Source organism: Isoptericola sp. NPDC057559, assembly GCF_042801555.1.
GTDB lineage: Bacteria > Actinomycetota > Actinomycetes > Actinomycetales > Cellulomonadaceae > Isoptericola.
This window is the reverse complement of the sequence record NZ_JBHVFQ010000007.1, coordinates 28,993-48,893: the sequence shown is the minus strand read 5'-3', so window position 1 is coordinate 48,893 and position 19,901 is coordinate 28,993. Positions and strand designations below refer to the sequence as shown.

Sequence of the window (19,901 nt, the reverse complement as noted above, 5' to 3'; positions counted from 1 at the left end):
TCAGCGGTCGTCCTCCCCGTACCGCTCCTGCGAGAGGGCCGGGCCGGGGTGCGCGTCCGGCAGCGGCGCGAACGGGTCCGGCAGCGCCGGCGGGTTGGCGGCGACACCCGGGGCAGGGGCCGGCGCCGGCGGCACCGGCTCGTGCCGTACCGGGCCCGGGGCGGCGGGCTGCGGCGTCGTGCGGTCCGGCACGAACTGCTCGGGCACGTACGCGACCGGCGCGAACGGCTCGGGTGCGAACGGCTCGGGTGCGAACGCCTCGGGGACGGCCGCCTCCGGCGCGGCGGGCGGCGCGAACGACGACGCGACCGGCGGTGCGGGCGCCGCGGGCGCGGACGGGACGAGACCCGACTGCACCGGCAGGTACGGCGCCGGGCCCGACGGCGCGGGCGGGGAGGGCACCGGCGCGTGCGGTCCGGCGTCGTGCCCGACCGGCGTGACGGCGGCGAACGGCCGCGGCGTGAGCGGCTGCGCCGGGTCACCGTAGGCGTCGGGCCCGTAGGCGTCGTAGGCGTCGCGCGGGCCACCGTGCGGGTCGTCCCGCCGAGGCTCGGCGTGCGGCTCCGGCTCGGCGACGGGGGGCGCGGCGTACGGCTCGGCGTAGGGCTCCGACGGCGGCTCCGCGACGGGCGCGCCGGGCTGCTCGGCGGCGTACGGCTCCACCCCGTGCTGCTCGCCGGGGTAGGCCTGCGCCGGGTACGCGCCGGAGGCCTGCTCCTGCGGCGCCGGCTCCGACTGCGGCACGGGCGAGGACGGTGCGGGGTCCGACCCGGCGGAGACCTGGCCGGTGCTCTGCGTGGGCCCGGTCAGCCAGTCGAGCGCGAGCCAGCGGATGCCGGCCCGGTCGGGGGCGGTCACCGCGAGCTGGCCGACGGGGCCACCGCCCGGGCCGCCGAGCAGCGCCTCGGGCGCGACCTCGGCCCACGGCACCAGCACGAACGCGCGCTCCTGGGCGCGCGGGTGCGGCAGCTCGAGGTCGGGTCCGTTCGCGACGAGCGACCCGTACTGGACGATGTCGACGTCGAGGGTGCGCGGGCCCCAGCGCTCCTCGCGGACGCGGCCGTGCTGCGCCTCCACCTGCTGGGTGCTGCGCAGCAGGTCCCGCGGCGAGAGCGTGGTCCGCACGACGAGGACGGCGTTGAGGTAGTCCGGCTGCTCCGGGCCGCCGACGGCGGCCGTGCGCGCCAGGGGCGAGACCTCCATGACCTGCACGCCGGGGAGCCGGTCGACGTCGGTCACCGCCTGGCGGAGGGTGACCTGCGCGTCGCCCAGGTTGGCGCCGAGGGCCAGCACGGCCTCCACGGGCTCGGCCGGGGTGGTGTCCAGCGGGTCCCCGGCGGGCGTCGGCGCGACCTCGGGCTCGGGCGCGGCGGCCGCCGCGACGGCGACGGGCGCCGCGACGGGCGCGGGCGGGGCCGGCTCGGGCTCCGGCGGCGCGTCGGCGAACGCCGCTGCCGGGAACGCCGGGGCGGCCTCGACGGGCTCGCCCGGCGTCGCGGCGGGCACCACGGGCGGGCGCGACCGGTCGCGGCGGACCACGATCGCGACGTCGTCGAACGGCACGGGGATGGGCGCCTGCGGCTTGTGCACGCGCACGTCCACGGCCTGCACGGCCGGGCGGGCGAGGACGACGGCGGCGATCCGCTCGGCGACGGTCTCCACGAGGTCCGCCGGGGACCCGGCGAGCACGTCGTGCACGTCCTGCGCGACGTCGGCGTAGCTCACCGTGCGCCCGAGGTCGTCCGACGACGCGGCCTCCCGGGTGTCCAGGTGCAGCACGACGTCGGCGCTGAAGACCTGTCCCTCGGCGCGCTCGTGCGCGAGGACGCCGTGGTGCCCGGTCGCCGTGACGCCGGCGAGGCGGATCTGGTCGAGCGGCTGTCCGTCCGGTCCGGGAACGGCTGCTGCGAAGGTCACGAGAGGCCCTCCTCATCGGCGGCGGTACGGGGCCCGCCCACGGCTTCGGTGCGGTGTGCCGGTGCGGTCATCCCGGCATCCTCCACGTCGAGGGACGCCGCCGTCCAGGCGTCCGCGACGCGGACCGCGTCCGCGCTGGCCCGGGCGGCGTGGACGCGCACGGCCCACGCGCCCGCGGCGGCGGACAGCGCGGAGACGGCGGCGGTGGCGTGGTCGCGCTCGAGCGGCGGCGCGGGCCGGTCGTCCGGCAGTCCGCGGGTCCCCTCGAGCAGGTGCCCCAGGAACCTCTTGCGCGAGGCGCCGACGAGCACCGGGCGCCCGAGCGAGTGCAGCGCGTCCAGGTGGGACAGGATCGGCCAGTTCAGGGCGCCGGCCTTCGAGAAGCCGAGGCCCGGGTCGAGCACCACCTGCTCGGCGGCGACGCCCACGGCGAGCAGGGCGTCCATGCGCTGCGCGAGCTCGTCGCGCACCTCGGCGACGACGTCGTCGTACACCTCGAGGCTGTCCATGACGTCCGCGTGGCCGCGCCAGTGCATCGCGACGTACGCGACGCCCGTGTCGGCCACGACGTGGCCCATCCGCGGGTCGGCGAGGCCGCCCGAGACGTCGTTGACGAGCCGCGCGCCCGCGGCGACCGCACGCTCGGCGACCGCGGACCGCGTCGTGTCGACCGACACCACGGCGCCGTGCGCCGCGAGCCGCTCGATCACCGGGAGCACGCGGCGCAGCTCCTCGGCCTCGTCCACGCGGGCGGAGCCCGGCCTGGTGGACTCGCCGCCGACGTCGAGGATCTCCGCGCCCTCGGCCAGCAGGTCGAGGCCGTGCTGCACGCCGGCGTCCGGCTCGAACCACTCGCCGCCGTCGGAGAACGAGTCGGGCGTGATGTTCACGACGCCCATGACGAGGCACCGACCGACCCCGGACAGCTCCGGGAGCCCCGCGACGAGCGCGTCGCGCGGGTGCACCGTCATCCGGGTGTCACCGCCCCGCGATGAGGCTCATGGCCTCGGCGCGCGTCGCCGGGTTCTGCATGATGCCGCGCACGGCCGACGTGACCGTGCGGGAGCCCGGCTTGCGCACGCCGCGCATCGACATGCACAGGTGCTCGCACTCCACGACGACCAGGACGCCGCGCGGCTCGAGGATGCGCACCATCGCGTCCGCGACCTGCGTCGTCAGGCGCTCCTGCACCTGCGGGCGCCGGGCGTAGACCTCGACGAGCCGCGCCAGCTTCGACAGGCCCGTGATCCGGCCGTCCGTGCTGGGGATGTAGCCCACGTGGGCGACGCCGTGGAACGGCACCAGGTGGTGCTCGCACGTCGAGTACACCTCGATGTCGCGCACCAGCACCATCTCCTCGTGACCGAGGTCGAAGGTGGTGGTCAGCACGTCCTCGGGCTCCTGGCGCAGGCCCGCGAAGATCTCCTGGTAGGCGCGCGCCACGCGGGCGGGCGTCTCCCGCAGGCCCTCGCGGTCCGGGTCCTCGCCGACCGCGAGCAGCAGCTCGCGGACGGCGGCCTCGGCCCGCACGGAGTCGTACGGGGGCACGTCCGCGGCCGCGCGCATGCCCAGGTCCGTCACCGGGTCGGTCACCGGTTCTCCCCCGCTGCCGGGGGCTCGCTGTCGGTGCCGACGCCCGGGCCGGCCTCCTGCAGGTCGCCCTCGTTGCCCACGATGGCCGCCTCGTCCTGCGGCACGACGTGCCCGTTGCCGTTGGCCGCGGCGCGCTCGCCGTCGGTCATGATCGGGCCGCGCGTCTGCACGGTGCGCTGCTCGCTGGACAGCCAGACGTCGCGCGGCTCGCGCTTGACCACGGGCGCGAAGATCTCCGCCAGCTCGGCCTGGTTGAGCGTCTCCTTCTCGAGCAGGCGCAGCACCAGGTCGTCGAGCACGTCGCGGTACTGGGTGAGCACCTCCCACGCCTCGTCGTGCGCGGCCTCGACGAGCTTGCGCACCTCGTGGTCCACGGTGCCGGCGACGGCCTCGGAGTAGTCCCGCTGGTGGCCCATGTCGCGACCAAGGAACGGCTCGCCCGAGCCGTTGCCGAGCTTGATGGCGCCGACCTTCTCGCTCATGCCGTACTCGGTGACCATCTTGCGGGCGGTCGCCGTGGCCTTCTCGATGTCGTTGCTGGCGCCGGTGGTCGGGTCGTGGAAGACGATCTCCTCGGCCACGCGGCCGCCCATCGCGTACGCGAGCTGGTCGAGCAGCTCGTTGCGGGTGGTGGAGTACTTGTCCTCCATCGGCATGACCATCGTGTAGCCGAGGGCGCGGCCGCGGGGCAGGATCGTCACCTTCGTGACGGGGTCCGTGTAGCGCATCGCCGCCGCGACCAGGGCGTGCCCGCCCTCGTGGTAGGCGGTGATCTTCTGCTCCTTGACCTTCATCACGCGGGTGCGCTTCTGCGGCCCGGCGATGACGCGGTCGATCGCCTCGTCCAGCGCGCGGTCGTCGATGAGCTGGGCGCCGCTGCGGGCGGTGAGCAGCGCGGCCTCGTTGAGGACGTTCGCCAGGTCGGCGCCCGTGAAGCCCGGGGTGCGGCGCGCGACGGCGGCGAGGTCGATCGTGTCGACCATCGGCTTGCCCTGCGCGTGCACGGTGAGGATGTGCTCGCGGCCCTTGAGGTCCGGCGCCTCGACGGCGACCTGACGGTCGAAGCGGCCCGGGCGCAGCAGCGCCGGGTCGAGGATGTCGGGGCGGTTGGTCGCCGCGATGAGGATGACGTTCGTCTTGACGTCGAAGCCGTCCATCTCGACGAGCATCTGGTTCAGCGTCTGCTCGCGCTCGTCGTGACCGCCGCCCATGCCGGCGCCGCGGTGGCGGCCGACGGCGTCGATCTCGTCGACGAAGATGATCGCCGGCGCGTTGTTCTTCGCCTGCTCGAACAGGTCGCGGACGCGGGACGCGCCGACGCCGACGAACATCTCGACGAAGTCCGAGCCGGAGATCGAGTAGAACGGCACCCCGGCCTCGCCGGCGACCGCGCGGGCGAGCAGGGTCTTGCCGGTGCCGGGCGGGCCGTACAGCAGCACGCCCTTGGGGATCTTGGCGCCGACGGCCTGGAACTTGGCCGGGTCCTCGAGGAACTCCTTGATCTCCTGGAGCTCCTCGACCGCCTCGTCCACGCCCGCCACGTCGGCGAACGTCACCTGCGGCATGTCCTTGCTGATGAGCTTGGCCTTGGACTTGCCGAAGCCCATGACGCCGTTGCGCCCGCCGCCCTGCATCCGCGACAGGATGAACCAGAAGACCACGCCGATGATGAGGAACGGGATGAGGAAGCCCAGCATCGAGCTCCAGAAGCTCGGCTGCGGCACCTGGGAGTCGAACCCGTCCTTGAGGTCCGCGGTCCGGACCGCGGTGGCCACCTCGTCGCCCTGCGGCTGGACGTAGAAGAACTCGACCTTCGTGCCGTGGTCCTGCTCTTCCTTCGACCCCTGGTCGGTGACGTACTTCTTGCTCAGCTCGAGCTCGACGCGCTGCTCCCCGTCGACGACGAGTGCGTGGTCCACCGTGTCGCCGGCGAGCAGCTCGAGCCCCTGAGAGGTCTCGATCCGCGACACCCGGTCGGTGCTGAACGCGCTGAAGGCCAGCGAGACGAGCACGAGGCCGACCACGATCCAGATGATCGGGCCGCTCAGGATCTTCTTGATGTTCATCGGCGACGGGGTCGGTGCCCCGCTTCCCTTCCGTCGGGCAACGTGTGGTTCACGACGCTACACGCCGAGTGTGGACGAACCGTGGGTGTTCGCCCAGGGCGCGACGGCGCCCGTCAGCTGTAGACGTGCGGCGCGAGGGTGCCGACGAACGGCAGGTTGCGGTACTTCTCGGCGTAGTCGAGGCCGTAGCCCACGACGAACTCGTTGGGGATGTCGAAACCGACGTAGCGCACGTCGACGTCGACCTTCGCGGCGTCGGGCTTGCGCAGCATCGCCGCGATCTCCACCGACTCCGGCCCGCGGGAGCGCAGGTTCGCGACGAGCCAGGAGAGCGTGAGGCCCGAGTCGATGACGTCCTCGACGATGAGCACGTTGCGGCCGGTGAGGTCGGCGTCGAGGTCCTTGAGGATGCGCACCACGCCCGACGACTTGGTGCCCGAGCCGTAGGAGGACACCGCCATCCAGTCCATGTGCACCGGGTGGTGCAGGCGGCGGGCCAGGTCCGCCATCACCATGACGGCGCCCTTGAGCACGCCGACCAGGAGCAGGTCCTTGCCGGCGTAGTCGGCGTCGATCTGCGCGGCGATCTCGTCGAGCTTGGTGCCGATCTGCTCCTCGGTGAGCAAGATGTTGGCGAGGTCGCCTGAGACGTCCGACTGGTCCACGGTCACTCCTCGAGGGAACGGGTTGGGGCTGGGGGGCGCGCCGTCCGGACCGGGCTGGGCTCGGCGGGTCGCAGGTAGAGCCTGCCACACGCGCGGAGGGCACGAGCGTCGCCCGGCAGGTGGACGGCGCCCTGCCCACGCCACGAGACGACGAGCGCGTCGAGGGCGTCCACGTGCCGCGCCGTCGTCGCCCCGGGCGCGCAGCCCACGGCCAGCGCGGCCGACCGCAGCGCCCGTCGCCGCAGCGCCGCCGGAGCCGCGGCGAGCGCGTCGGCGTCGAGCGCGACCCCGGCCGGCCGGTCGTCGGGCACGGTCGCCGTGGCGAGCAGGTCGGCGGCCAGGGCGTCGAGCGCGTCGGCGTCGTCGCGCAGCTGGTCCGCGGTGCGGGCGAGGGCGGGCACGACCCCCGGCCCGAGGGCGTCCTCCAGCGCGGGGACGACGGCGCCGCGCACCCGCGTGCGGGCGGGCACCGCGCCGCCGGCGGGGGCGTCGACCGGCTCCCCGGCGCCCGGGAGCACGTTGGTCGGGTCGGTCCAGAACGCCAGCCCGGCGGCGGCGCACACGGCCTCGGTCTGCGCGCGCCGCAGCCCGAGGAACGGCCGGACGTACCGCCCGCGGCGTCGCGGCATGCCCGCCAGCGACCGCGCACCGCTCCCCCGCGCCAGGCCGAGCAGCACGGACTCGGCCTGGTCGTCCTGGGTGTGGCCCAGCAGGACGGCGGCGGCGCCGGTCTCGTCGGCCGCGGCGTCGAGCGCGGCGAACCGGGCGGCGCGGGCGGCACCCTCCGGACCGCCGGACCCGGGGGCGTCGTCCACGCGCACGCGGCGCACCAGCACGGGGTCCAGGCCGAGCTCGCGGCAGCGGGCGGCCGCCGTCGCCGCGACGACGTCGGACCCGGCCTGCATGCCGTGGTCCACGACGACCGCGCCCGCGCGCACCACGAACCCCGGCGCCCGCACGGAGCGGCCCACCCGCCGGGCCTCGACGACGGTCGCGGCCGCCAGCGCGAGGCTGTCCGCCCCGCCGGAGCACGCGACCAGCACCAGGTCGCCCGCGCCGAGCGCGAGGTCGCTCAGCTCCGCGCGGACGGCGGCGCGGGCCGCCGCGAGCGCCGGGTCGACGCGGGCCACGCCTTCCCCGCCCCGGCCTCAGCCGTGCACGCGCCGCACCCAGGCGCGCGGGTCGGCGATCTCGCGGGCGGACGGCAGGTGCCCGGGCTCGGACCAGACGGCGTTGAGCCCGTCGCGGCCGACCCGCTCCTCGACGGCGCGCACGAACGCCGCGCCGTCGCGGTACTGGGCGAGCTTGGCGTCCATGCCGAGCACGCGGCGCAGGACGACGTCGAGCGCGGGGGCGCCCTCGCCGTCGCGCCGCTTCTCGAAGCGCGCGCGGATGGTGCGCACGGAGCGCACGACGCGCGGCCCGACGGCGTCCATCATCACGTCGGCGTGCCCCTCCAGGAGGGCCATGACCGCGGTGATCTCCTCCAGCTCGGCCCGCTGCTCGGGGCCGAGGATCCCGTCGAGCGGGGTGACGAGCTCGCCGCGCACGGCGCGCAGCACGGTGCGCCCGACGACGGCCACCTTCTCCCGCAGCGGCGCGCGCGCCATCGCGACGGAGCTGCGGGTGACCCCGCTCATGAGGTCGCCCACCCGCCCCACGAGGTGGTCGGCGAGCCAGGGGGCGGTGGCGAACTGGAGGGCGTGGGTCTGCTCGTGCAGGCACACCCAGAGCCGGAAGTCGCGCGGTCGCAGCGAGAGCGACCGCTCCACCTGCAGCACGTTGGGCGCCACGAGCAGGAGGCGGCCGTTGGCCCCGGGGCCGGCGGCGGCGCGCGCGCCGTACGGGTCGAACTGGCCGAGCACCCGCCCCGACAGCAGCGCCAGCAGCCCCCCGACCTCGGCGGCACCGGCGAGCCGGGCGGCGGCGGAGGCGGGCGGCACGTCGGCCGCGACGGCCGCCATCACGGGGTCCGTCATCGCACGCATCGACTGCGTGTTGGCGCGGGTCCACCCCGCTCGGTCGACGACGAGCACCTCGCCCAGCCCGCCCCCGGCGGGGACCGGGGTCGCGGGCGTCATCCCCGTGACGTCCAGGACGTGCCCGACGGCGTCGCCCGCGGCGGCGCGCAGGCCGGCGACGAGCTCGTCGAGCTCGTCGCGCGGCGCCGTCGCGCCCGGCCGGGCGACCCGGGCGGCGATCTGCGCCGCCGCCGTCCAGTCCAGCAGGGGCTCGGCGGCGGGGGCGGGCGTGGTCACGGCACCACGGTAACCAGATCCGGGGCGCCTACCGGCAGCCGCAGTCCGCGAGGTCGCCCGCGAAGCCGTCGAAGATCACCCGGGCGCCGTACGTGCCGCCGTCGGGCACCTTGTCGGCGAGGGTGACGAAGAGGAGCATCCGGTCGTCGGTGGTCACGACGGTCCCCGCGAGGCCGGTGACGTTCGGCAGGCTGCCGGTCTTGCCGGTGACGTAGCCGCGCCCGGGGTTCCCCTTCGGGTAGCGGTCGTGCAGGGTGCCGTTGAGGCCGGCCACGGCGAGCCCGTCCGCGACGTCGCGGAGCTCCGGGTGGTCGGGGTCGACGGCGAGCCGCAGGGTGTCGGCGAGCTGGCGGGGCGTGGCCCTCGAGCCGCGGGCCAGCCCGGAGAGGTCGTGCAGGGTGGCGCCGTCCATGTCGACGCCGAGGTCCTCGACGCCCGCGGTCACGGCGCGGACGGCGCTCGACCCGGTGCCGGGCATGCCGGCGTCGATGGCGACGATCCGCCCGACGACCTCCGTGATGGTGTTGTCCGACCGGCGCAGCATGTCGCCGACGACGTCGCGCAGCGGCGCCGACTCGACGCGCCCGACCTCCCGCGCGGACGACGGCGCGGTGTCGCGGTCCACGCTGCCCCGCACGGTGACGCCGCGCTTCTCGAGCGCCTTCGCGAACGTGTTCGCGGCCGCCATCGCGGGGTCCTTCTCCCGCGGGGCGTACTCCTCGTCGGTGGTGCGCGCGACGTCCACCGCGAGCGCCGCGACCGGGGCCGTGTACCCGAGGGTCACGTCCTCGGCGGGCACCTTGGCGGGCACGGCCGGGCCGGAGAAGAGCGTGTCGTCGAGGCTGAGGGTCACGTCCGCGCCGGTGAGCCCCACCTGCGTCGCCACCTGGGCCGCCAGGTCGCCGAGGCCCGCGCGCCCGTTCACCTCGTCGGGGTGGCCGGCACCGGCGGCCAGCATCATGTCCCCGCCGCCCACGAGCACGAGGTGGGAGTCGCCGTCGAGCACGACGGTGGTGGGCAGCGTGGTGTCACCGCCGGGTCCCGCCATGGCGGCGACCGCCGTGAACAGCTTCTGCGTGGAGGCCGGCGCCACCGGGCGGTCGGGGGCGTTCGAGCCGAGCGTCGTGCCGGTGGCCGCGTCCGTGACGATCACGCCGACCCGCTTGCCGAGCCGGTCGTCCTTCCGCAGCCCGGTGACGAGCTTGCCGACCGCGGCCTGCGTGGGCTCGGCGGCGTCGTCGGGCAGGTCGGGCAGCGAGCGCTCCGGCGCGGGGCCCTCGGTGGCGCCGGGCGCCGAGGGGAACGGTGAGGCCGGCGCGGGCGCCGGCGAGGTGGTGAGCAGGCCGGGCACGACGTCGTAGGCGTCCGCCACGAGGTACCCGCCGAAGAGCACGACCACGGTCGTGACGGTGGCGCCGACGCTGGCCCGCCACCCCATGTCGCCCTCCTGCACCGGTGAGATGTCCGTGAGCATCGTCACAGCCCGGATCCCGTGGCGCGCTCCGTGCGTATCTTCCCACGTCCGTCCGCCGATCGGGGCCGCCGCACCGCACCGGGCGCGGGCGACCGCGCATGGCACACTTTGACAGGGCGTCCGCACGAGCATGGCCCGCACCGAGCATGTCCGAGCATGGAGGAACAGTGGAGTTCGACGTCACGATCGAGATCCCGAAGGGCCAGCGCAACAAGTACGAGGTGGACCACGAGACCGGTCGCATCCGCCTCGACCGCATGCTCTTCACCTCGACGCGCTACCCGGACGACTACGGGTTCATCGAGGGCACCCTCGGCGAGGACGGCGACCCGCTGGACGCGCTCGTGCTGCTCGAGGAGCCCACCTTCCCCGGCTGCCTGATCCGCTGCCGCGCCCTCGGCATGTTCCGCATGCGCGACGAGGCGGGCGGCGACGACAAGGTGCTCTGCGTGCCCCTGGGCGACCAGCGCGCCGCGTGGCGCCAGGACATCGACGACGTCTCCGACTTCCACCGCCTGGAGATCCAGCACTTCTTCGAGGTCTACAAGGACCTCGAGCCCGGCAAGTCCGTCGAGGGCGCCCACTGGGTGGGCCGCTCCGACGCCGAGGCCGAGATCGAGCGCTCGTTCCAGCGCGCCAAGGACACCGGGTACTACGACAAGCACTGACGCCCGTTCCCGCCGACGGCGCCGCACCCCTCCGGGGGCGCGGCGCCGTCGTCGTTCCCGGGGTGGCCGTCAGGGCGCGATCGCGCGCCCGTAGCGCGCACCCGGCGCCGCGCCGAGGTCGAGCCGCACCACCGATCCCTCGGCCAGCAGGCCCGTGAGCACGGCCCCCGTGGCGGCGTTCTCGCCCGGCACGCCCACGTCGGGGGCCCGGCCGGGCACGACCTCGGGGTCGGCACCCAGCGTCGCGCCCATGCGGTCCCCCGCCTCGGCCCCGCCGGGCACCGCGGGCGAGTCCTGCGTCCAGCCCTGCCCCGTGCCGAGCGCCTGGACCATGCCCGCGTCGCGGACCGACCCCACGTCCTCGCCCGGCGACCCGACGACCACGCGCCACGCCCCGCGCAGGAACGCCACCGAGACGGCGCTCCCGAACAGGTCGCCGTCCTCGGCCGTACCCGCCTCGCCGGGCGAGTCCTGGTGGCGGCTGCGGAACGTCAGCAGCGGCTGCGTGAGCCCCGGGTGCACGCGGCCGACCGACACCATGCCGGCGTCGACGTCGGGCCCCAGGTCCTCGCCGGGCGACCCCACCGCGAGATCCACCACCTGGGGGTCCCCCGCCACGGGGAACAGGTGCACGGCGGCGCCGAACCGGTCGCCCGCCTCCGCCTCGCCGGGCACGCGCGCCAGCGCCTGGTGGACGAGCACGGGCGGGTGCTGGGTACCGGGCTCCGGGGGCAGGCCGCCCGGGTCCCCCGGCGGCGCGAACCACAGCGCGACGCCGCCCGCGCCGGCCTTCCCGGCCACCCGCATCCCGGGCGCCCCGGCCGCCATGACCTGCCCGCGAACGCTCAGCGACGAGCCAAGCGCGGCGCCCGCCGCGGCGGAGCCGCGCACCCCGAGGTCGGCGAGGTCGAACACCTCGCCGCCGCGGGTCGTCGTGTCCGTCGCGCCGACGACGAACGACGTCACCCGCCCGGAGTCCGGGGCGTTCGCGGCGTCGTGCCCGGGGGAGCCCACCCACAGCAGCTGCGGCTTCGGGTCGATCGTCTCCTCGGGGTACGACGCCGAGGCGAGCGCGGCCCCGAACCGCGCCCCGGCCTGCGGAGTGCCGAGCACGCTCTCCGAGTCGGCCGTGATCCGCTCCCGGAGGACGAACGCGCCCACCGTCGAGTCGTACGCGTAGAGGTAGACGGCGCCCGCGTGGGGCATCCCGAAGACCGTCTCCTCCGGGCTGCCCACGACGAGCTGGCTGCAGAACCGGTCGTCGCCCTCCTGCTCGTACGAGCGCAGCTGGGCCACGGCCGTGCCGAACCCGACCGGCCCGCGCAGCACCACCGTGCGCGGCTCGCCGTCGCCCGTCAGGCGGACCTCGACCGTGCCCGGGCGCCCCGTGCCGCCGGGGGCTCCCACGACGGCGTCCGGCACGCGGTCGCCGTCGAGGTCGTGGCTCGGGCCCAGGCACTCCGGCTCCGCGACGGCCGACGGCGCGGCGACCACCCCCGCCCCCACCAGAGCCGCGCAGGCGGCGGCGACGGCGGCCGGGCGATGTCGCCGGCGCGGTCCCGCGGCGCGGGCGTACGGCGCACGATGGTCGTCGGTCATGATGACCTCCCACGACGGTCGGCCGACGCCCCGTCGCGGCGGCCGGTCGTCCCTCGACGCTACCCCCGCGCCCGGTGGCACGACAGGTCGCGACGGGGTGACACCTGCGCCGCGGGTGGGCCACGGGTGCGACGCCGGGACCCGCGAGGTCAGTAGCGGGTGATCGCGACGGCCGGGGAGACCACGGTGGAGACGTGCGCCGAGTCGGACGGCACGTACCGGAACCGCAGGTAGACCTTCCCGGGCTTCCCGTCGGCCGTCCGGAGGTACGTCGCGGGGACGTTCACCCGCTGCACGCCCTTGTCCCCCGCCGTCAGCGCCCAGTCCGTGCTCCACCGCGTCCGCCAGCCGGAGGCCGCCGCCCGCGGGCTGCGCGTCTCCAGCACCAGCCGGCCGCGCTCCGGCAGGCCCGCCGTCGAGACCCGCACCCTCCCCGCCTCGGACGATCCCAGCTTCGCCTTCACCCGGTACCAGGTGTGGTCCATCGACAGCCGCACGCTGGGCTTCGCCTTGACGATCGACTGGGTGACCCACCAGCGCGACCCGTCGTAGGTCCCTGCCGCCGGGACGAAGGACGCCTGGAGCTCGCGCCGACCGGGCTCGAGGGCCGTCCCGGAGACCAGCACGGACGCCATGCCGTCGACGACCTTCGCGCTGCCGAGCGACCTGCCGCCCGCCGAGAGCGTGACCTTGCCGTCGCGCTTCGCCTTGTTCTCCGCCGTGACGCGGAGAGACACCCGGTGGGACAGCCCGTACGTCCAGCGGGCGGAGCGTGTGTCGATGTCCACCCACGTCTGATAGCGCTGCTTGACCGTCACGGTCTTCGGGGTGACCGGCGCCGCGTAGAACGGGCTCCGCAGCTCGACGAAGACCTTGGGGTCGGGCTTGGACGTGCCGAGGACGTCGTCCGGGTCGAACCAGACGGCGGCCGTGCCGTCGACCAGCTCGGCGCTCCGCCTCGCCGCCCCGCTGCTCCGGACGTGGTTGCGGACCTCGATCGTCCCGGAGACCGGCCCGAGATCGGACGACGCCCGGACGGTGACCTTCGCGGGTTGCCCGACGCGCCACGTCGACGCGGTCTGCACCGTCAGAGCGGCCGGCCTCTTCAGGACGTTCGCGCCGACGAACAAGGTGCTCAGGACCGTTCCGCCCGCGGCTTCCCGCAGGGTCATCCGGTAAGACCGGCCCGGGGTCATGCCGGTGCCGGGAACGGCGACCGTGGCGATGCCGTCGGCCAGGGCCGCCGCGCCGAGAGCCGTGCCGGCCTCGTTGGCCAGCTCGACCCGGCCGCTCCGTGGCAGGTCGGTGCCCGTGAGGTCGACGGTGACGTCGGCCGGGTCTCCGTAGACCCGCGTGCCGGGGATCACCGGACGCCCGGGCGCGAGGATCTGGAGTGCGGCGGTGGCGGACGACGACGGCGTGGTGGAGCCGGACCGATAGTGACGCACCTCGAGGACGTGGTCTCCGGGGGCGTTCTCCGACCTCGGCAGCGTGAACCGCGCGACGCCTTCCGTGAGCTGGGCGCCCCCGAGGGTCCGGTCGTCGAGCAGCACCCGGACGCCGCCCGAGGCGGGCTCGTCGCCCTCCCGGACGACGATGTCGAGGACGATCTCCTCGCCCTGCCACCACCGCTCTCGCGTCAGCGTGACGGTCGTGGAGCTCTCGCCCTCGGCGGCCGTGGCGACCGGCGCCACCGCTCCCGTGAGGACCACCCCCAGCGCGACCTGCCACGCCGTGACGACCGCAGCGACCCGACCTCGTGCACCGCGCATGAGCATCCGTTCTCTTGGTGTTGGCTGGAAGGTAGCGCAACACTGGATGCATGGTCGAGGGACGTCGGGCGACGCCCGGCGGGCGCCGGGCACGCCGCCCGCGGTCTACCGTGGACGCATGCGTGCTGCCGTCATCCACGGGCCCCGCGACGTCCGCGTCGAGGACCGCCCGGACCCGAAGATCCTCACCCCCGGCGACGCGGTGGTCCGCGTCGTCGCCGCCTGCGTCTGCGGCTCCGACCTGTGGCCCTACCGCGGCGTGTCCGCCGTGAAGAAGCCCCGCCCGATCGGCCACGAGCTGGTGGGCGTCGTCGAGGAGCTGGGCGCCGACGTCACGTCGGCCCGGGTCGGCGACTTCGTGATCCTGCCGTTCACCATGAGCTGCGGCGAGTGCCAGGCGTGCCGCGCGGGCTACCCGGCGGCGTGCGACCTCGTCACCGGCTTCGGCTCCACCGACCGCTGGGGGAACCCGGTGGACGGCGCGCAGGGCGAGCGCGTGCGGATCCCCCTCGCGCAGCACTCCCTGTTCCCCGTGGGCCGGCCGGAGGCCGAGCTCGAGGCCGCGGGCCTGGTCCCGCACCTGCTCACCCTCGCCGACGTCATGTCGACCGGGTACCACGCCGCGGTCTCCGCCGGGGTGTCCCAGGGCGACACGGTGGTCGTGGTCGGCGACGGCGCCGTCGGGCTGTCGGGGGTGATCGGCGCCCGCCTCCTCGGCGCGGAGCGCGTGATCGCGATGAGCCGGCACGACGACCGCGCGGCCCTCGCCCGAGAGTTCGGCGCCACGGACGTCGTCGCCGAGCGCGGCGAGGAGGGCCTGGCCGCCGTGCGCGACCTGCTCGGCGGGGACCTCCCCGACGCGGCCCTGGAGTGCGTCGGCACCGAGCAGTCGATGGACACCGCCCTGAGCGTGGTGCGCGGGGGCGGGCGCGTCGGGTTCGTCGGCGTGCCGCACGGACCCGACCTCAGCGTGCGGCGCCTGTTCGACCGCAACATCACCATCGGCGGCGGCATGGCGTCCGCCCGTCGCTACATGGAGACGTTGCTGCCGGACGTCCTGTCCGGCGACATCCGGCCGGGCAAGGTCTTCGACCTGGAGCTCCCCCTCGCCGACACCGCCGAGGCGTACGCGGCGATGGACGAGCGCCGCGCCACGAAGGTGCTGCTGCGTCCCTGACCACCCCGGGGACGTCGCGAGCCCTCAGGGGCGGCCGGCGTAGGGCATGACGTCGTCCCAGCGGACGGGGGTCTCGCGGACGTCGACGCCGGGGCGCGGGGCCTCGACCATCATGCCGCCGCCGGCGTAGATCGCCACGTGCCGGATGGTCGACGGGTCAGACGTGTCGTTGGCGTAGAAGATCAGGTCGCCGGGGCGCATCGACCCGTACGACACCTTGCCGACCGTGAGGTACTGCGACCGCGACGTGCGCGTGATCCACACGCCCGCGGCGTCCCACGCGCCCGACGTCAGGCCGGAGCAGTCGTACCCCGGGTTGCCCGTGCCGCCCCACTGGTACGCGGTGCCGATCTTCGAGCGCGCCCACGCCAGCGCCGCACGGCCCTGGGCGGCGCTCCCCTGGCCGACGCCGCTGACGGGCGGGGGCTTCGGCGTCGGGTCGGGCTTCGGGTCCGGGCGAGGCGTGGGGTCCGGAGCCGGCTCGTGCGTGCGCGTCGGCCGGGGGTCTGGCTGCACCGCACCGTCGCCGCCCCCTCCCCCGCCGTCGCCACCCGCACGGTCAGGGGTGGTGGCGGGCGCGTCGTCGGACCGGTCGGACGACGGCGCCGGGCTCGACGGGCCCGTGCCGGAGGGGCCCGAGCCGGACGACGTGGCCCCCGACGACGCGTCGGACGTGCCGGTCGAGGCGTCCTCGGCCGCCGCCCGCGCCGCCCGCTCGTGCGCGGCGGCGGCGCGCTGCTGGCGGTCCTCCTCGCGCTGCCGCTCCAGGTCGGCGGTGGTGCTGCGCAGGTCGGCGAGGCGGGTGAACAGCCGGTCGCGCTCCCGCTCGGCGGCGGTGGTCCGGGTGGTCAGGTCGTCGGCGGTGCGCCGCGCCGTCGCGAAGGCCGCCGCGGCGGCCTCGTCCGCCTCCTGCTGCGCGGCACGGGCGGCGTCCCAGCGGGCGTCGGCGTTGCGCGCTGACGCGCGCAGGTCCGCCTGCTGGGCGAGCGTGCGGGCGATCCGCCGGTCGACGGCCCGCTGCGCGGCGTCGGAGGAGACGACGTCGCCGAGGTCGCGAGCGCCGGCGACGACGTCGAGGGGCCCGAGGCCGCCCTCGGTGGCGCGCGCCGTGGTGCGGTACGCCTCGGCGAGGGAGGCGCGGGCCTCGCCCTCGGCCGCCTGCGCCCGGTCGGCCCGCTCGCGGGCGGCGCGCGTCTCGCGCTTCGCGGCGGCGAGCGCCTCGCGCGCCTCCGCGTAGTCCTCCGCGGCGGTCTGGACGCCGGCCTCGGCGCGCGCGAGCTCCGCGCGGATCGCGTCCAGCCGCGCCTCGGCGCCGGCGACGTCCAGGCGGGCGGAGTCCTCGGCCGCGTGCGCGGCGGCGACGTCGTCGTCCGACGGCGGCTCGGCCCACGCGCTGCCCGCGGCGGGCGCCCCGCCGAGCAGCACGACGACCGCCAGCGCGGCGGCCCTGCGGGCCCGCGGCGTGCGCCGGGTGGGTGCGCCTCGGGTGGCCGTGCGTCGTGTGCCGCTCATGCTCCGCTCCTCCCCTGGGCCGCCCGGTCCTCCCCGGGAAGACGTTCTCCGGGCAACCTCGCCCAGGCTCACCCGAACCGGCAGGCAGCGCCACCCGAGAGTCCGCCGACGACGCGCGAGGCAAGGCGACACGCCGTCCATATTTTGGTCTCAGATCGCGAGACATGCCTGTCGCGGGGCGCCGGCCGGGGCTACCGTCGTCCGCATGACCCGTCGAATGTGCCGCTGACCACCGCGCACGTTCGCCTGCCTGCGGCCGCTCGTCGACCCAGCCAACCGCTCCGCGTGCGCAGCCGACCGCCGCGGCCCCGCCTCAGAGACGCAGGCCCCCTGAGACCCGCCGCGGCCCGACCACCGTCGATCGAGCCGAGCCCCAGGAGCACCCCATGACCACGCCCCGCTGGACCTTCGAGACCCGCCAGATCCACGCCGGCCAGAGCCCCGACCCCGCCACCGGGGCCCGCGCGCTGCCGATCTACCAGACCACGTCGTTCGAGTTCCCGAGCGCGGACGTCGCCGCCGACCGGTTCGCGCTGGCCGACCTCGGCCCCATCTACACCCGCATCGGCAACCCGACGCAGGAGGCCGTCGAGACCCGCATCGCCGACCTCGAGGGCGGCGTCGGGGCCCTGCTCGTCGCGTCCGGGCAGGCCGCCGAGACGCTCGCGATCCTCAACGTCGCGCAGGCCGGCGACCACGTGGTGGCCAGCCCCAGCCTGTACGGCGGCACGTACAACCTGCTGCGCCACACGCTGCCGAGGCTCGGCATCGAGACCACCTTCGTGGACGACCCGCACGACCCCGAGTCGTGGCGCGCGGCGGCGCGACCCACCACCAAGGCGTTCTTCGCCGAGACCATCCCCAACCCCCGCGCGGACGTGCTGGACATCGCCGCGGTCGCGGGCGTCGCGCACGAGGTCGGCGTGCCGCTGATCGTGGACAACACGATCGCGACCCCGTACCTGGTGCGGCCGATCGAGCACGGCGCGGACGTCGTCGTGCACTCGGCCACCAAGTACCTCGGGGGTCACGGCGCCGCGATCGGCGGCGTCATCGTCGACGGCGGCACCTTCGACTACGCCGCCCAGCCGGAGCGCTTCCCCGGCTTCAACGAGCCCGACGCCAGCTACCACGGCCTCGTCTACGCCCGCGACCTCGGCGTCGGCTCGGCGCTCGGCGCCAACCTCGCGTTCGTGCTCAAGGCGCGCGTGCAGCTGCTGCGCGACCTCGGCCCCGCCGTCGCGCCCTTCAACGCCTTCCTGCTGGCGCAGGGCCTGGAGACGCTCTCGCTGCGCGTCGAGCGGCACGTGGCGAACGCGCAGCGCGTCGCCGAGTGGCTCGAGGAGCGCGACGACGTCCGCGTGGTGCACTACGCCGGCCTCCCCTCGTCGCCGTGGCACGACAACGCCCGGAGGTACGCCCCGAAGGGCGCCGGCGCCGTCATCGCCTTCGAGCTCGACGTCGCCGACCCGCAGGAGGCGTCGGCGACGGGCCGCGCCTTCGTCTCCGCGCTCCGCCTGCACTCGCACGTGGCGAACATCGGCGACGTGCGCTCGCTCGTCATCCACCCGGCGTCGACCACGCACTCGCAGCTCACGCCGGAGGAGCAGGCGCTCTCGGGCGTGACGCCCGGGCTGGTGCGGCTCTCCGTCGGTCTCGAGGGGATCGAGGACATCCTCGCGGACCTCGCGCTCGGGTTCGCCGCGGCGGCGGGCGCCGGCGACGGCTCCACCGACGCCGCCGACGGCGAGGCCGCCGCGTGACGGGCCTGCCGGGCCACCGGGCGACGCGGCGCGGCGGCGTGCGCGTCGCCCCCACCGTGCCGTCGGTGGGCGGGCGCAGCTCGGGCGGAGCCCCGAGCGTGCGCCCCGCGCACGCGGTGTCGCGGTCGCGGGTGAAGCCGCCCGTGCCGGCGACGGGTGCCTGGCGCGAGGGCGACGCCGTCGCCGACCGGAAGTTCGCCGACGTCGGCGCGGTCGAGCTCGAGACGGGCGGCGTCCTGCCCGACGTGCGGGTCGCCTACGAGACGTGGGGCGAGCTGGACGAGGACGGCTCCAACGCCGTCCTGGTGCTGCACGCCCTGACCGGCGACGCGCACGTCACCGGACCCGCCGGGCCCGGCCAGCCGACCGCCGGCTGGTGGGCCGACATGATCGGCCCCGGAGCGCCCATCGACACCGACCGGTACTTCGTCGTCGCGCCCAACGTGCTGGGCGGCTGCCAGGGCACCACCGGCCCCGCCTCGGCCGCCCCCGACGGGCGCCCCTGGGGTGGGCGGTTCCCCCGGGTCACGACCCGCGACCAGGTGGCCGCCGAGATCGAGCTCGCGCGGCAGCTCGGCATCGAGCGCTGGGCGCTCGTCGCCGGCGCGTCCATGGGCGGGCTCCGCGTCCTCGAGTGGGCCCTGCTCGGGCCCGAGGCGGGCATCGCGGTGGACGGGATCGCCGCCATCGCGACGACGGCGCAGATGTCGGGCGACCAGATCGCCTGGGCGCACCCGCAGCTCGGCGCCATCCGGGCCGACCCGCGCTGGCGCGGCGGCGACTACTACGACGCCGCCGACGGGGACGGGCCGGACGCCGGCCTCGCCATCGCCCGGCAGATCGCCCACACGACGTACCGGACGGCGGCCGAGCTCGACGTGCGGTTCGGGCGCCTGCCGCAGGGCGGGGAGGACCCGCTGGCGGACGGCCGGTACGCCGTGCAGTCGTACCTCGACCACCACGGGGACAAGCTCGCGCGGCGGTTCGACGCCAACTCCTACCTGGTGCTCACCGAGTCGATGCTGAGCCACGACCTGGGCCGCGACCGAGGCGGCGTCGAGTCCGCGCTGTCGCAGATCACGGCCCGCGCGCTGGTCGTGGCGGTGGACTCCGACCGGCTCTTCCCGCCGGAGCAGGCGAGCCGCATCGCCGCCTGGATGCCTGGCGCGGAGCCGCTGCGCATCGTCACCTCCGACTTCGGGCACGACGGCTTCCTCATCGAGTTCGACCAGCTCGGCCCGATCGTCGCCGACTTCCTCGCGGGCGCCAGCATCGAGGAGGGCGGCGGCGACGAGTGAGCGCGACGTGACCTGCGCATGACCGCCCCCGGCTCCCTGCCCGTCGGCCGCGCGGCGCCGCCGGAGATGCTCTGACGCACCCGCGAGCGTGTGTCGGCGGCCGTGCCTAGCGTGGGACCCGGCCGCCGACCCGCGCGGC

The 19,901-nt window shown here is 75.9% G+C and carries 15 protein-coding genes; 4 read left to right on the top strand and 11 right to left on the bottom strand.

What is annotated here, in order from left to right; translation table 11 throughout:
- The 8 genes from folK to dacB all read right to left on the bottom strand — a co-directional run bounded on the left by folK (position 1) and on the right by dacB (position 9,973).
- Positions 1 to 1,917, bottom strand: a complete 1,917-nt coding sequence (folK, locus tag ACFU5J_RS09240) for a 2-amino-4-hydroxy-6-hydroxymethyldihydropteridine diphosphokinase (protein ID WP_430578535.1) — start codon at positions 1,915 to 1,917, stop codon at positions 1 to 3.
- Positions 1,914 to 2,888: a dihydropteroate synthase gene (gene folP, locus ACFU5J_RS09235; RefSeq protein ID WP_430576665.1), complete on the bottom strand. Its 975-nt coding sequence runs from the start codon at positions 2,886 to 2,888 to the stop codon at positions 1,914 to 1,916. Before folP ends, folK begins: the two co-directional genes overlap by 4 nt.
- Positions 2,889 to 2,895: 7 nt before the next feature.
- Positions 2,896 to 3,483, bottom strand: coding sequence for a GTP cyclohydrolase I FolE (folE, locus tag ACFU5J_RS09230; protein WP_430576972.1), 588 nt, complete (start codon positions 3,481 to 3,483; stop codon positions 2,896 to 2,898).
- A 23-nt stretch (positions 3,484 to 3,506) separates the two neighbouring features.
- The gene (gene ftsH, locus ACFU5J_RS09225; protein WP_430576666.1) at positions 3,507 to 5,576 is read right to left on the bottom strand and encodes an ATP-dependent zinc metalloprotease FtsH; all 2,070 of its coding nucleotides are present in this window, start codon (positions 5,574 to 5,576) and stop codon (positions 3,507 to 3,509) included.
- Between the two features lie 113 nt (positions 5,577 to 5,689).
- Positions 5,690 to 6,241 (bottom strand): hypoxanthine phosphoribosyltransferase, encoded by a 552-nt coding sequence (gene hpt, locus ACFU5J_RS09220; RefSeq protein WP_380318475.1) that lies wholly within the window; start codon positions 6,239 to 6,241, stop codon positions 5,690 to 5,692.
- A 2-nt stretch (positions 6,242 to 6,243) separates the two neighbouring features.
- Positions 6,244 to 7,371, bottom strand: a complete 1,128-nt coding sequence (gene tilS / locus ACFU5J_RS09215; RefSeq protein WP_430578534.1) for a tRNA lysidine(34) synthetase TilS — start codon at positions 7,369 to 7,371, stop codon at positions 6,244 to 6,246.
- Positions 7,372 to 7,389: 18 nt separating this feature from the next.
- The gene (locus ACFU5J_RS09210; protein WP_430578533.1) at positions 7,390 to 8,499 is read right to left on the bottom strand and encodes a zinc-dependent metalloprotease; all 1,110 of its coding nucleotides are present in this window, start codon (positions 8,497 to 8,499) and stop codon (positions 7,390 to 7,392) included.
- Between the two features lie 28 nt (positions 8,500 to 8,527).
- Entirely contained in the window at positions 8,528 to 9,973 is a 1,446-nt protein-coding gene (gene dacB, locus ACFU5J_RS09205; RefSeq protein ID WP_430578591.1) for a D-alanyl-D-alanine carboxypeptidase/D-alanyl-D-alanine-endopeptidase, read from the bottom strand.
- Positions 9,974 to 10,140: 167 nt separating this feature from the next.
- Here dacB and ACFU5J_RS09200 point away from each other — a divergent pair, with 167 nt between their 5' ends.
- Complete coding sequence (locus tag ACFU5J_RS09200; RefSeq protein ID WP_430576669.1) at positions 10,141 to 10,641, top strand: inorganic diphosphatase; 501 nt, start codon at positions 10,141 to 10,143, stop codon at positions 10,639 to 10,641.
- A 69-nt stretch (positions 10,642 to 10,710) separates the two neighbouring features.
- On the opposite strand, the gene ACFU5J_RS09195 is transcribed toward ACFU5J_RS09200, so the two are convergent.
- Both ACFU5J_RS09195 and ACFU5J_RS09190 read right to left on the bottom strand, forming a co-directional pair.
- Complete coding sequence (locus ACFU5J_RS09195; RefSeq protein WP_430578532.1) at positions 10,711 to 12,240, bottom strand: hypothetical protein; 1,530 nt, start codon at positions 12,238 to 12,240, stop codon at positions 10,711 to 10,713.
- A gap of 149 nt (positions 12,241 to 12,389) precedes the next feature.
- Positions 12,390 to 14,012: a hypothetical protein gene (locus tag ACFU5J_RS09190; RefSeq protein WP_430578531.1), complete on the bottom strand. Its 1,623-nt coding sequence runs from the start codon at positions 14,010 to 14,012 to the stop codon at positions 12,390 to 12,392.
- 118 nt (positions 14,013 to 14,130) lie between these two features.
- Here ACFU5J_RS09190 and ACFU5J_RS09185 point away from each other — a divergent pair, with 118 nt between their 5' ends.
- Positions 14,131 to 15,189: a zinc-binding dehydrogenase gene (locus ACFU5J_RS09185; RefSeq protein ID WP_430578530.1), complete on the top strand. Its 1,059-nt coding sequence runs from the start codon at positions 14,131 to 14,133 to the stop codon at positions 15,187 to 15,189.
- Positions 15,190 to 15,213: 24 nt separating this feature from the next.
- Here ACFU5J_RS09185 and ACFU5J_RS09180 read toward each other — a convergent pair whose 3' ends face one another.
- Complete coding sequence (locus ACFU5J_RS09180) at positions 15,214 to 16,701, bottom strand: C40 family peptidase (protein ID WP_430578529.1); 1,488 nt, start codon at positions 16,699 to 16,701, stop codon at positions 15,214 to 15,216.
- 386 nt (positions 16,702 to 17,087) lie between these two features.
- On the opposite strand from ACFU5J_RS09180, the gene ACFU5J_RS09175 reads away from it, so the two are divergent.
- On the top strand, positions 17,088 to 18,464 hold the full coding sequence (locus ACFU5J_RS09175; protein ID WP_430578528.1) for a bifunctional o-acetylhomoserine/o-acetylserine sulfhydrylase: 1,377 nt from the start codon (positions 17,088 to 17,090) through the stop codon (positions 18,462 to 18,464).
- Positions 18,465 to 18,529: 65 nt separating this feature from the next.
- The gene (locus ACFU5J_RS09170) at positions 18,530 to 19,762 is read left to right on the top strand and encodes a homoserine O-acetyltransferase (RefSeq protein ID WP_430578590.1); all 1,233 of its coding nucleotides are present in this window, start codon (positions 18,530 to 18,532) and stop codon (positions 19,760 to 19,762) included.
- Positions 19,763 to 19,901: the final 139 nt, after the last annotated feature.